Source organism: Lysinibacillus sp. F12, assembly GCF_057773605.1.
Window position 1 is genome coordinate 294,803 of the sequence record NZ_JBYMLP010000001.1, and the last position, 13,290, is coordinate 308,092.

General features: G+C 40.3%; 13 protein-coding genes. 2 read left to right on the forward strand and 11 right to left on the reverse strand.

Going from position 1 to position 13,290, the window contains the following annotated elements; genetic code table 11:
• The first annotated feature begins 109 nt into the window (after nucleotides 1-109).
• Both AC3CH7_RS01685 and AC3CH7_RS01690 read left to right on the forward strand, forming a co-directional pair.
• Complete coding sequence (locus tag AC3CH7_RS01685) at nucleotides 110-895, forward strand: glucosaminidase domain-containing protein (RefSeq protein ID WP_230584372.1); 786 nt, start codon at nucleotides 110-112, stop codon at nucleotides 893-895.
• Between the two features lie 107 nt (nucleotides 896-1,002).
• Nucleotides 1,003-1,446 (forward strand): hypothetical protein, encoded by a 444-nt coding sequence (locus AC3CH7_RS01690; RefSeq protein ID WP_230591380.1) that lies wholly within the window; start codon nucleotides 1,003-1,005, stop codon nucleotides 1,444-1,446.
• A 393-nt stretch (nucleotides 1,447-1,839) separates the two neighbouring features.
• Here AC3CH7_RS01690 and AC3CH7_RS01695 read toward each other — a convergent pair whose 3' ends face one another.
• The 11 genes from AC3CH7_RS01695 to AC3CH7_RS01745 all read right to left on the reverse strand — a co-directional run bounded on the left by AC3CH7_RS01695 (nucleotide 1,840) and on the right by AC3CH7_RS01745 (nucleotide 13,290).
• Nucleotides 1,840-2,670, reverse strand: a complete 831-nt coding sequence (locus AC3CH7_RS01695; protein WP_207889825.1) for a C40 family peptidase — start codon at nucleotides 2,668-2,670, stop codon at nucleotides 1,840-1,842.
• Nucleotides 2,667-3,452, reverse strand: a complete 786-nt coding sequence (locus AC3CH7_RS01700) for a serine hydrolase (protein ID WP_031419620.1) — start codon at nucleotides 3,450-3,452, stop codon at nucleotides 2,667-2,669. Before AC3CH7_RS01700 ends, AC3CH7_RS01695 begins: the two co-directional genes overlap by 4 nt.
• Nucleotides 3,453-3,459: 7 nt before the next feature.
• Entirely contained in the window at nucleotides 3,460-4,392 is a 933-nt protein-coding gene (locus AC3CH7_RS01705; RefSeq protein ID WP_031419619.1) for a S66 peptidase family protein, read from the reverse strand.
• A complete protein-coding gene (locus AC3CH7_RS01710) occupies nucleotides 4,389-5,342 on the reverse strand; it encodes an ATP-binding cassette domain-containing protein (RefSeq protein ID WP_012293937.1) in 954 nt (317 codons plus the stop codon). The genes AC3CH7_RS01705 and AC3CH7_RS01710 overlap by 4 nt, the downstream gene beginning before the upstream one ends.
• The gene (locus tag AC3CH7_RS01715; RefSeq protein WP_031419618.1) at nucleotides 5,329-6,402 is read right to left on the reverse strand and encodes an ABC transporter ATP-binding protein; all 1,074 of its coding nucleotides are present in this window, start codon (nucleotides 6,400-6,402) and stop codon (nucleotides 5,329-5,331) included. Before AC3CH7_RS01715 ends, AC3CH7_RS01710 begins: the two co-directional genes overlap by 14 nt.
• Nucleotides 6,395-7,369, reverse strand: a complete 975-nt coding sequence (locus tag AC3CH7_RS01720) for an ABC transporter permease (RefSeq protein ID WP_012293935.1) — start codon at nucleotides 7,367-7,369, stop codon at nucleotides 6,395-6,397. The genes AC3CH7_RS01715 and AC3CH7_RS01720 overlap by 8 nt, the downstream gene beginning before the upstream one ends.
• Nucleotides 7,369-8,313, reverse strand: coding sequence for an ABC transporter permease (locus AC3CH7_RS01725; protein WP_036161306.1), 945 nt, complete (start codon nucleotides 8,311-8,313; stop codon nucleotides 7,369-7,371). Before AC3CH7_RS01725 ends, AC3CH7_RS01720 begins: the two co-directional genes overlap by 1 nt.
• 83 nt (nucleotides 8,314-8,396) lie before the next feature.
• Complete coding sequence (locus tag AC3CH7_RS01730; RefSeq protein WP_031419616.1) at nucleotides 8,397-10,220, reverse strand: peptide ABC transporter substrate-binding protein; 1,824 nt, start codon at nucleotides 10,218-10,220, stop codon at nucleotides 8,397-8,399.
• Between the two features lie 204 nt (nucleotides 10,221-10,424).
• Nucleotides 10,425-11,219 carry a M55 family metallopeptidase gene (locus AC3CH7_RS01735; RefSeq protein ID WP_012293932.1) on the reverse strand — a complete coding sequence of 265 codons (795 nt, stop codon included), beginning with the start codon at nucleotides 11,217-11,219 and terminating at the stop codon, nucleotides 10,425-10,427.
• Nucleotides 11,203-11,763 (reverse strand): M15 family metallopeptidase, encoded by a 561-nt coding sequence (locus AC3CH7_RS01740; RefSeq protein WP_207889824.1) that lies wholly within the window; start codon nucleotides 11,761-11,763, stop codon nucleotides 11,203-11,205. The genes AC3CH7_RS01735 and AC3CH7_RS01740 overlap by 17 nt, the downstream gene beginning before the upstream one ends.
• A gap of 468 nt (nucleotides 11,764-12,231) precedes the next feature.
• A complete protein-coding gene (locus AC3CH7_RS01745) occupies nucleotides 12,232-13,290 on the reverse strand; it encodes a DmpA family aminopeptidase (RefSeq protein ID WP_488381531.1) in 1,059 nt (352 codons plus the stop codon).

Here is a 13,290-nt window from a genome sequence, read left to right on the forward strand (position 1 = left end):
GCAACGTTCTATTAATGATATAAGCTATTTATTTACACACTTCTTTATTTCTCTTTCACTCTTTGTCATAATAAGAGATAGCTAAACTTTTAATAGAAGGGAGGGAGATGTGGTCACTACCAACATCAAGCCTATCATGAAATACGTAGTTAATTTTTTTAAAGGACTTCTGATTGCTGTCGTGGTTATTTGTATTTCATTTTTTATGGTGACCCAATTGTTTCATACGACAGAAAGAGAAGAGCCTGTCGTCATTGATGATCGCCCAAGTGCAGAAGAATTTATCGGCAAAATCGCTGAAACTGCACGAAATCTCGGTGCCAATAATGACTTATATGCCTCTGTGATGATTGCACAAGCCATTCTCGAAAGCGAGAGCGGACAAAGTGGTCTTGGCTCTGCCCCCAATTATAATCTGTTTGGCATGAAAGGCAGCTATCAAAATAATTCCGTGAAACTCGAAACGTCTGAGGATGATGGATCAGGTAATCTGTCTACCATTATGGCTGATTTCCGTAAATACCCTTCCTATGAGGCTTCTATGCAGGACTATGTAAAGCTAATGCGAAATGGAGTTTCGTGGAACAAGGAATATTATGCAGGTGTTTTCAAAAGTAACACCAAATCCTATACTGATGCGACGAAGTTTTTAACAGGCTCCTATGCCACTGATTCAAAATATAATGAAAAATTGAATTCACTTATCGCTCAATATGACCTACAGCAATATGACAGCCCGGTAAAGGATAAAAAAACGATCACAGTCACGGATGGTGACTCTATAGTAGATATCGCAGAGGTCTATAATGTCAACGTGACCTCTATTAAGCAATGGAATCAGCTAAGGTCAGATCGACTCGAAGCTGGTATGCAATTAAATATTTATCACTATTAGACGATAATCTCCATGCTCAGAAAATGGGCATGGAGTTTTTTTGCGAAACCAATCTTTTTCTCAAACGTCCTTATGTAAAAATGCGGCAAGGAAAGGATAGGACTATAGTGACTCGTACACAACTACTCAGCCTCATCATCATCAACCTAGTACTTTTGCCAATCATTCAACTTAGCTACAACTTATTATTTATGACTCAAATAGCTGAAAGCTTTTTTCAAATAGTCCTGTTCCCAATGTTGATAATTGTATTGAATCTGTTCCTTTGTTGCTGGCGACTAAAAATATCATTTTATATCCATTGGATCTTTATTTATGTGGGACAAGGTACTGCACTAGCCTGTTATTTCGTGTGGCATTATAGTCAATTAACACCCTTCCCACATATGCCTGTCGGTGAAGCGGCCTTTGATCTATACATGGTCACTTTTTTAATTGGTTTATGGCAGCTAGTCGCATTATTTGTCATCAATATTTTGGCGTTTGTCCTTTATTTATTTTGGCAAACCCTCCGAAATAATGACCATCAAAAAAAGCTTTATAGGCTTTGACCTAATAAAGCAAGACATTCTATATTGATTTGTCGGTGAATAACGGATTCTATTATGTAACGCCCCTATGATGCTTTAGCTATTGAGTATCCTTCTGAAGTGTATAAACCCCTCTCTTTAAGTTATGGACTTCATTCGTTAACCCATGGACATCTGTCTTTATTTCTTGAACCCTCCTCCTTAACATACAGATTTCTTACTTTCGCTCTTGGAACCCGTCCTTCTACATGGACATCCATCTTCCTTTTAAACTCATATCTGTCCAATTATATCTAGCGATGATTGACGACGTGTAAACCTTAATCCAACTACTCCCCTTCTACCCTTCAATTTTTTTCTAATATAGCATACTGGCCATTGGCTAGCTGCTTAATGGCAGTTAAAAAGAGAAGCCTATAGCTTGGGCTTCTCCGGAAATAAAGTACCTACTTCTGTTAGGGTTGTCGCTAAATCGTGACGATAGAGTGCATGCTGTTTATCTAGGCTATTGATGGTCACTTCGTTCCCACCAAGGGAAGAATGAACATACAAATTATCGCCCATGTATAAAGCTATATGACCTGGAAAATAGAGCAAATCACCTTTTTGTCTACTTTCTTTCTCTATTTTCACAATAGGAAAGCCCTCCACCATTTTAGCATCCCTAAAAATAGTAACCCCATTTAACATATAAGCAATTGAACATAAGCCGGAGCAATCGATTCCTAATGGTGATTTGCCACCCCAGCGATAAGGTGTAGCTAGATAGCCTAACGCTGTTTCGATCACGTTTTCTCGAAAAGAATGCTCGGTTATTTGCGTTTGAGATCGCTTTGCCTGTAGCCACTTAGTGCGAACATAGCCTATTTTTCCCGACACTAATTGTACAGCAGACCATTCTTCTGGTACGTCCTCTTGCGTAACAACGCCTATACTAGAACCTTTCACAAGAGTCATCAGCTTTGTGCTTTGGATACGAGGCTGCTGTAAAACATCTGCAAAACTTTGAATAATGATATGCTGTGCTTCTCTATGCCATAACGATACCTTATCTTCATCCAGCAGCAAATCAGCCTTCTGACAATATCCTTTATAACGATAGGCAGTTTGGACATATACCCAATCCTCATGACAGTCTGTCAGAATATCTACTGTCATGCCATAAAAAACTTCATCTATTAATTCAGAAGTTTCATCAGGCTTGACATGCAAATTGGCAATCATAGCTTTAATGATAGACTTCATTGCTGTTCCTCCCTCTGCTCCATCATATGGTCATAAACCACTTTTGAAAAACGACCAATAAGTTGGCGAGCCAACTCATTTTCCGTTACGTTTGTTATGAAAACACCAATCAGATAATCAATTGAGTTACTGTAGACAATACCTACATCATGATCGACTGTGTCAAGCCCTCCTGTTTTATGGGCTAGCTTTACATCATCTACGAGGTAGCGCTTTAAGCCTTCATGTGCGCGTTGTCTATTTAAAATATCGATGACAAGCCTATTGTAAGGTGGTGCTAGTAAATCCTGTTGATAAATACGTGTAAAAAGGTGAGCCATGTCCCATGCAGACGTAAAGTTGTCTAAACCCATTGCAAGGCGCTCGACATCCATCATTTTTCGCTGTAGCAACGTTTCCTGTAAGCCTATTTGACGGAAATAATCATTTAAAAATTCCATTCCTACTACATCAATTAGGACGTTTGTTGCTGTATTGTCACTTGTTATAATCATCCATACTAGTAGCTCATAAACGGTGCTTTGCGTCAGACGTTGCTCGCTTATTACACTAAAATCTACCCAATCAGCAGGAGATATGGGTAAGGACGAATGAAGGGATATGCTGTATTTCTCAAAATACGCTAAAGCAGCTAGAAGAATCGGCACTTTAATAATACTAGCACTCGAAAATGCCTCCCCTATTTGATGGCTAAATAGGAATTGCTCATTCTTTGGATTTTTTACAAAGAGGTGCACTTTGTAGGGAGTTTCATGGAGGAGGTCTTGGATTATTTTCTCCATATGACACCTACCTAACAACACGAATCTGATGATTGTCTGCATCCATCGTAATAGTTCTTCCTAAAGGCAGTGACAGCGTTGGTAAACAGTGTCCACACGCTATTCCTGAAATAATGGGTTTGTTAAAAGGCACTAGAATTTCCTCAAAAATCGTTTGTAGCGATAAACTTTGTTCTGGCTTTTGTGGATTTTCAGGTCCGCAATTGGTCCATGCTCCTAATAAGATACCTGCTACGTCATCTAATTTCCCCGCTAGCTTTAATTGCGTTAACATTCGGTCAACTCGTTGTTCACTTTCATCAATATCTTCTAAAAATAGAATTTTCCCTTTTGTATCAATTTCATAGGGTGTCCCAAGTGATGCTGTCACTAATGTTAAATTGCCCCCAATAAGTGTTCCTGTAGCACTTCCAGCTACGAGTTTAGACATTGGTTGATCTACAGGATTTTTTAAGTCATACTCCTCCATCTCTTCTGCCATTATGTGCTGACAAAAGGATTGCCAAGTATAATCGTCCATTTCCTGCCTAATAAACTCAGTCGAAGGCATGGGTGTATGGTACGTAACAAAGCCACTTAGCTGGTTGAAGGCTATATGTAAAGCCGTCACATCACTATAGCCTGCAAAGACTTTAGGATTCGCCCTCATTACCTCAAAATCTAAAAGTGGTAAAATTTTCGTTGCCCCATAGCCACCACGAACACAAAATATGCCGTCAATCGTTGGATCCTGAAACATTCGATGAACATCCGCCGCCCGCTGATGATCAGTGCCCGCTAAATAACCATGTCGCGCGTGACACGTCTCTCCAACGACCACCTTCAACCCAAGCTTTTCAATACTCGCTATAGCCGGCTGTAATCTTTCCGGTGGAGTAGCACCTGAAGCACTTAGTAGACCAATTGTGTCACCTTTTTTCAAAGCCTTTGGACGAATCATTCATTTACCTCCCGTTTCAATAAAGTACGATAAACTGTTAATTCTTCTTCATTAGCTAAAATAAAATGGCCATCCTCAATTTCCACAAATGAAGGAGGACTGTCATCATAACGATGTTGTGTTGGATCATAAATCTCTACCACTTTCTCTCGTTCCCTATAAGGGTTTGGCTCCGGTACAGCTGATAGTAAAGCTCTCGTATACGGATGAAGTGGATGGATGAAAAGCCGCTCAGTTTCGGCTAGCTCGACAATTTTTCCTTTATAAATGACGGCCGTACGATCCGTGATAAAACGGACAACGGATAGATCATGAGCAATAAATAAAAAGGTTAAATGATTTTGCCGTTGAAGATTTGCTAATAAATTCAATACCTGTGCCCGAATAGATACGTCTAAGGCAGATATTGGCTCATCAGCGATAATAAATTCTGGTTCCATCACTAATGCACGAGCAATGCCAATACGTTGGCGTTGACCACCAGAAAATTCGTGAGGAAATCGATTCGAAAATTCTGGAAGTAGACCTACGTTTAATAGTGCCTTGCGAACCTTTTCCTGACGTTCTGCCTCATCTTTATATTTTTTGAAAGGATATAATCCTTCCGACACGATATAATCAACTTTTGCACGTTCATTGAGCGACGCCATCGGGTCCTGAAAAATCATTTGGATTTTCTGGGTAATTTCCAAATCCCAATCTTTCGGAATTTTCCCATGAATAGTTTTGCCATGATATAAAATTTGTCCCTCTGTAACCTCGTTGATGCGCATAATAGACCGCCCAATCGTTGTTTTCCCTGAACCTGATTCACCTACTAAACCAAATGTTTCGCCTTTAAAAATATGAAAACTAACATCATCAATGACCGTAAATGTATCTTTCCCCTTGCCAAAATTGACGGTTAAATTTTTCACTTCTAGTAACACTTCTTTATCACTCACTAGCATACTGCCTCCCCTCTGCAAAAAAGGCTTGTAAGGCAGCAGGAGGTTCTACCTTTGGGGCAAGTGGATCTAATAACCATGTTCGTGCATAATGCGTATCACTAACCTGAAAAAAAGGTGGGCGCTCGATAAAATCAATTTTCAGCGCATATTCGTTGCGCGGCGCAAAGGCATCACCCTTTATTTCCTGAAAAAGATTGGGCGGCGTCCCTTTGATCGAATACAACGCTTCTCCCTTGGAGCCGAGCTGCGGTAAGGAGGAAATAAGGGCCCATGTATAAGGGTGCTTACTATTAAAGAAAATTTCATGGGTTTCCCCCACCTCAATCACATCACCCGCATACATCACCGCGATACGGTCTGCCACCTTGGCGACGACGCCTAAATCATGCGTAATATAGACAATCGTTAAGCCATACTTCTGTTGGAGATTTTTTAATAGCTGCAAAATTTGTGCTTGAATGGTTACATCTAAAGCGGTTGTTGGTTCATCACATAGTAAAATATTTGGCTTACAGGCGATCGCAATCGCAATGACAATACGTTGACGCATCCCACCAGAAAATTCATGTGGATATTGCTTATAGCGTTTTTTCACATCATGGATTCCAACATCTGTGAGTAATTTTAATGTTTCTTCATAAGCCTCCTTCCCCTTCAAGCCTTGATGTAACACTACACATTCCTCAATTTGCTTCCCGATCGTTTTTAACGGATTTAAAGATGTCATCGGGTCCTGCGTCACCATCGCTATTTCCTTTCCTCGTATCCGAAGCCATTCTTGCTCTGTCGTAAATTGGCCTAGATCCTGTGCTCGATAAATGATTCTGCCCTTTTTAATGCTGCCGTTTTTGTCGAGCAAGCCCATAATGGACTTCATGAGCACGGATTTGCCAGAACCAGATTCACCAACAATAGCTAAGCTTTCCCCTTTATAAATATCCAGAGAAATATCTCGAATTGCTGTTAATACACGACCACGTAATGTGAATTGAATGACTAAATTTTGGATAACTAATAGGCGTGATTTTTTAGATGTCACTAATTTCATCTCCTTATACATGGTTTTTCGGATCTGCTGCATCTGCAAAGGAATTACCAATAATATAAAACGCAATAGTAATGACACTTAATACAATACTCGGAAAAATTAGCTGATATCGTAAGTCTGGCGACATCATGAGCACACGCCCTTCATTGATTAAATTACCTAAGGACGGTTCACTAATTGGCAGCCCTAAGCCAATATACGTTAAAAATACCTCTGCCCCTATGGCAAAGGGAATAGCTAGACTCAACCGTAACATAATGACAGAAATTAAATAGGGTAGTAGATTTTTAAAAATGATACGGTAATCCGGTGTCCCTAAGCATTTAGAGGCTAAGTTGTATTCACGGTCGCGTAAAATAACAATTTGATTGCGAATAAATCTAGCCATTTCCACCCACCCCGTTATACACATGGCGATAATAATCGTTGATATACTTGGTCGTAAAATATAAGACATTAAAATCAGGACAATGGTTGTTGGGATATTATCAACAACGTTATACAGTTGTGTAATAGGCACCTCTAGCTTTCGCGAAAAGCCCCATAGTGTTCCAACTGTAATCCCAACCACGGCTTCTACTAAAGCGACTACACAGCCGATAAATAAGGATGTCCTTGTCCCCGCCCAAATTCGTGACCATAAATCCTGCCCAATTGAGTTTGTACCAAACCAAAACTCAGCATTAGGGGAAATATTACGTGCCTGCATCCCAGTTTGCTCATCTAGGTAAATTTCCGTTGGTGATTTTTGTGCTGGTAAATACGGCTGTAGGATCGTAAACCCAACAATTATAAGCACGCCAACTAATAAAAACACAGCTAGTCGATTTTTCAAAAAGGATTGCCATGTGGAACGCCAATATGAGTAATTAGAATGACCTGTTTCTTCTGCTTGTCGCGCATCGACTTCCACAAATTCAAACAATGTTTCCCGTGATTTATTAGAAATATTATGAATTTCATTCGTATACATGCCCATTAGCGTACTCCGCCTCCCTTGCCTAGTTTAATCCGAGGATCAACAAGCGCCATGGCAATATCCCCTAAAATAAGTCCGATGATACCAAGGGAGGAGAACACCAGCACTAAGCCTTGGACAATCGTATTATCCTGTCGTTGAATCGCATCAACGAGTAAGCCCCCCATCCCTGGGATGGAATACAAAGATTCTATATAAATAGAGCCCGTAATGGTGAACAAAATAGTGGCAGGTAAATATTGCGCCATTGGGATAAAGGCATTTCGTAAAACATGCTTGAACATTAATGTTCGTTCCTTTACTCCCTTAGCTCTCGCAAGTTTAATATAGTCCTTGTTCAATTCATCCACCATATAACGTCTCATCCACATCGCATAGGAGGCTGTAGGAGCCAACGCCATGGAGGTTAATGGAAGAATCCATGTAATCGGTCTATATTCATCAAAGAGCATCGGCAATTGAAAAAGATCTGTAATATACATTTGTATCACTAAATAATAAACAGCTGCAGGTACAGCTACGACAAAAACAATATAGCCTGTCCCAAGTCGATCGAGCCAACGCCCCTTACGATAAGCCATCATAATACCTAGCGGCACACCAATTAAGAGTGAAAGGGCAACAGCTCCTAAACCAAAAAGTAGTGAATATATAATTTTGTCCCCAATAATCGTTGTAACAGGTACATCCGTTCGATAGGTCACCGATTTCCCGAGATCCCCTTGTAATAATTTCGTGTAAAAGTTTCCTAGCTGGATAAGCAATGGATCCCGTAATCCTAGATTCGTTAAATAGATTTCTTGCTGAGCAGGAGACATTTTATCGGCTGCCGCACCTAAATATCCTTCCTCTGGCATTAATCGTAATAACGAAAAAACAATAGTAATAATAATAAAAAGGGTGAACACAGATTGTAAGAGTCGTTTTCCTATATAGTGCAACATCGCGCCATCCTCCTATGTCAAAAAGACTAAAGGAGATGCCGACTGTTCCTTTCGGTATCTCCTTTTTCATCTACGATCCCCTACTACTTTTTAGCATTAGCCAAAGCGTCAGCACGCTCTTGTTCCCACTGAGCAAGCGCTTTCTTAAAGTCTTCATTACTCATTGGTTTTTCCAAAACTTGCTGGCCTTTAAATTTCTCAGCAGTCACACCAAATGGTGAATACTGTGCCTCAAAAGGATTTAATTTAGATGCAACATAGCCACTACCACCAACGGAATAGGGAATTACAAAAGCTTCTTCAATTAAAAAGGCCTCTGCCTTTGCAAATAGCTCATAACGTTTTGCCACATCAATCGTTACTTTTGCTTCATCCACAAGGTTTTGATACGTCGTTTTTCCATTGGCTTCTGTATACCCCTCAGCTAATTCAGGTTTATTATAAGTACCATCCACTGTAAATGGATCCGTATACGTGGATGGATCCGCATAATCTGGACCCCAGTTCGCTTCTAAAAGCGCAAATTTACCAGGACGACGCACCTCAGATAAAAAGCCTGTCGCTGGACCTGCCTCAACAATAATGTCGACATAATCTGTCCCGAGTAATTTTTCAATTTGCTGCTCCACTACTTGGGAACGATTAGCCCAGTCTGGACTACCAGCATTATATGGCAATAACACTTTTACAGGGAATGTAGCTTTTCCCGCTAATGCCGCTTTGGCTTTTTCTTTGAACTCAAGTGCTAGTTCTTTATGAAAGGAATCTTCATTGGAAATAGCTGCAAGCGGCGTTAATTGTGTGTAATCTACCCCTTCAACATCTACAAAGTTTTTTGGGGTAATCGTGTTGCTCAGCAAATCGGCTGGATTATAAGGCTCCATCGTTAGCATGGCGGAAACACGGTCCAGGGCATGAAATATTGATTTTCGGAAATTTTTGTTGTTGACGGCGACCTTCCAGTTATCTGGTTCATATTCTGCGTCAAATTGTGGGTTAAAGTTGAGAGCGTAGAAGTAGGTATAGAAGTTATTTTGTGTTTGACGAACTTGAGATTTTTTCTTATCATCCTTAAACCATTCATCAATAATGGAAGTAGGAATACTTGCGGAATCAATTTCTCCACGTAAAAACAGTTCAGGTGCTACCGTTGCTGCTTCTTTATTATATTTGTAGCGGATACGGTCAATCAGTACTTTGTCTTTATCCCAATACGTATTATTTTTTACTAGAACACGCTCATTTTGTGGCTCAAATTTATCTAAAATATAAGCGCCATTATAAAGGAAATTTTCCCGTGTTGTTCCAAAGTCCACCCCTTTTTCTGCAATGAACTTACCATTCACTGGGAAGAAACAAACGTAGTTTAACATAGAAAGAAAATAAGGTGTTGATGCTTCTAAAGTATATTCTACTGTATGTTCATCCAACGCCTTTATGCCTACCTGCTTGAAATCCGTTATGTCACCGTTATAGAATGCCTCTCCATTTTTTACAACTGTCGCAATCCAGGCTGTCGAGGATTCATTTTTGGCATCAAGAACATATTGTAAACCGTCCACAAAATCCTGTGCAAGTACATTCGCATATTCTTTCCCTTCATGTGTCACCCATTTGGCGTCATCACGCAATTTAAAGGTCCATACAGTGGCATCTTCATTTGCCGACCATTCCTTCGCTAATCCTGGCTGGACTACCCCGTACTTATCATATTCAATGAGACCATCCACCATATTCGCCGCCACCGCAAATTCATTCGTTTCAGACGTTTTTAAATAATTTAATGTTTTAATTTCCCCTGAATACACCACGCGATATTCTGATGCTTTTTCACTCGATGATTCATCATTACAGGCTACACAAAACAATACGACCAGACAAACGAAAAGCCACCCATATTTTCTCACATGCATCCCCCTAGTCCTCTTTTTATAATGAAAATCCTATTGGAAGGACTGATGACATGACCCTCAATAGGATTTTTCAAACATTCGCTAGGTCAGTCTCTATTGACCCTCTCTCTATAGATGCCAACCAAAACTACTTATTCAACATGACAACAGCGTGTCCTATTGGCTCACACGTTCCTTAGTTAAAGCCCATCCTCACAGTCAAGTTAAAAATTGCAAAATACGTAGTACTTCATAAAAATCATCCGTGTTGAATTCTACAGAATTATGTGGTTTAAATGTGGCATTTGGATAAAAGGAATTACGATAAGCCCGTGTATGATCTCGATATATGATTTCTATCATAAAGCGCTCTGGCAATGGTACCTGAATATGCTCACGTGGCACCTTCATCGAGGACTCTACCAGTCTTTTGGTTTCCATAAGCGTTAGCTTCGGGCTGACACTAATAGTTGCATTCCCGATTCCTTCTTTTGTCGCGAAGGTCACAATGTTTTCATTGACGGTCTGAATTTCTTCAGTCAAGCCAACATCCCCACTGACAAACGAAACAGGAACACCATGTAGTGCCGCTGCATACGTATTAATTAAAAATTCACTCGCATACTCACCATTTATTTTGACATCTGCATACGTGCAAAGTGTATGGGCAAGCGGATTACGCGCACTTCCCCCTTTACTGTGATAGCCAATAAAAATCGCACGGTCAAAGCTTTGATCGAGACCCGCAACCATACACATCGGATCGTAAGTCCAGCCACGGATTACCTTACAGTTGATAGGTAAATTAGAAATATCGAGATTGCGTGCTGAATCGTGTGCATCCTTCAATAGTATTTCTGTTGCTCCCCCCGCTATCGCCCCTTCAATGGCAGCCTCTACTTCTTGTGTCATTTGTTTTTGAAAAAATTGATAGTCAGGTGCATTTAACTCTGTTTCACTCCAGGTAGTTGTACCCGTAATGCCTTCTATATCGGCGCTAATATAAACCTTCATTGAATCGAATCTCCTTTATTTCATGATTTTGAATCGTTACCTGAATGGCTCCGTAACAGGCCGTTTTAGCTTGAACTCGTCTTGCCCACGCCACGTTATGAAAATCGTAATGCCACCATTCCTCTGCATAATTACTAAAGCCTACTTGTGTCATACAGTTGTATAATAAACGTCGATGTTGACAAGCCTCTGGATTTTCATTTGAGTTATGTTCAAAATAGCGTGTAGCTGATTTTTCATTCATTTCATCAAAGGCTGTACCGAGATTCAAAGCTTTCCCTTGTCTATCAGCAAGCGTTATATCAATAGCACCTCCTGTTAAATGGGGTGCTAAATGAGCAGCCTCTGCGCTTGGTAAGGCGACATACTTTTTAGTTGCCTGCAGTAATTCTTGTTCTGTAGCATGTGGCAGAATGTGGGCCAATTGCTTTAAAAAATAACTAAATAAATACTGTTGAACTTGGAATGGGCGATAGCCATCATAGATTAGCAGGCTAAAATCCTCCGGTAATAGGGTCAAAGCATGCTGCAAGCGTTCAAACAAACCTTCACGTACATAAATGCTTCGTAAACTATTAGGAATCTTTTGCTGATAGTAAATAGGTTCAACAAAAATTCTTCTATGAAAACCTGTAATCTCGATAAGAGGCTCTTGGCTTTCGATAACAGATGGCCTCTCAGGTGAATTTTCATTTGAAGTCGTTCCAATTGGTTGAAAGAGGTTTACAATACTAGAACACCTCCTTAATTATTAGATTATTCAGTTTTTTAAAATGAATGTTATCATATCTCTCTAGCATTGACTAGATAAAAATACAATTATTACAAATTAGTGGGTATTCTCTTAAAAAGATTCCTAATCCAGCAAAATGTCGTCGAAAAATATCTTTTATCCTCTATTTAAGGATTTTATTCATCTCATGGCCCTCACATGCTAAAAAAATGTTGAATCTAGTGTACTTACGCAAAAAAAGGTTATTGAAACACTGTCTATGTCTCAATAACCTTTTCGCTATGCTTTTTGAAATGAGTAGGCTTCTACTTGATGTCCGTTGCGACCAATTGTGGTTTGTGCCTGAGCTAGTGAATTGAGAATGGCTTCCTCAGTTACCTCTGCCGCAGCCGCAAATAACTGATTCATCACGGGATGATCCTCACGGAGTTGAGTTCTTGTTTCTACAAGCTGTTCAGAAATATGTGGGATGTTGTGTGCAGTTGTAAAGCCTATCACAATGTCTCCACTGCCATGTGAGTAATGACTGCCTGTTCGACCTAAACCTATCCCACAGCGTTTAATGACTCTCTTCAACTGACGACTACTTAGTGGAGCATCGGTGGCAAGGACTATAATAATCGAACCATCTGTTGGCGCTAGGGTCGATGCACATTGGATGGAGGAAGCAGCATAACGTTCAGCTAAAAATTCTGAGCTGTGCCCAAAATTACTGAGCACCATGCAGCCCACCGTATAGCTAATTTCTTCTTTATCAACTTTGACAATTCGAGAAGAGGAGCCAATTCCCCCTTTATAGCCAAAACACATCATTCCTTTTCCAGCGCCAATTGCCCCTTCCTGTGCTGTATTCGGAGAGGCATTACGAATGGCTTCTACGGCATGCTCAGGTGTTACGGGACATGCTCGGATGGAATTTAAATAGCTATCATTGCATTCACCTACAACAATATTGATGGTGCCAGTCGTTTGACCTATATCCTCATTCATGTAGAGCATATAACGTAGTGCTCCCTGCATAACGGCTGGTACACCAAAAGTATTTGTGAGCATAATTGGTGATTCAATCACACCTAGCTCATTCACCTGCACAAGCCCAGTTGTTTTGCCAAAACCATTTAACACATGGCTAGCTGCTGTAACTTTGTGCTGAAATAAATTCCCCCCGTGCGGTAAAATAGCTGTGACACCTGTACAGGCGTAAGCTCCTTCATGATCTATCGACTCATCCAATGTGACATGTCCTACTCGTACCCCTTCAACATCAGTAATACAGTTTTTCTGCCCAGCTGGTAACACACCCACTTCAATGCCGAATTGCCTTACCTTTCCCTGCAT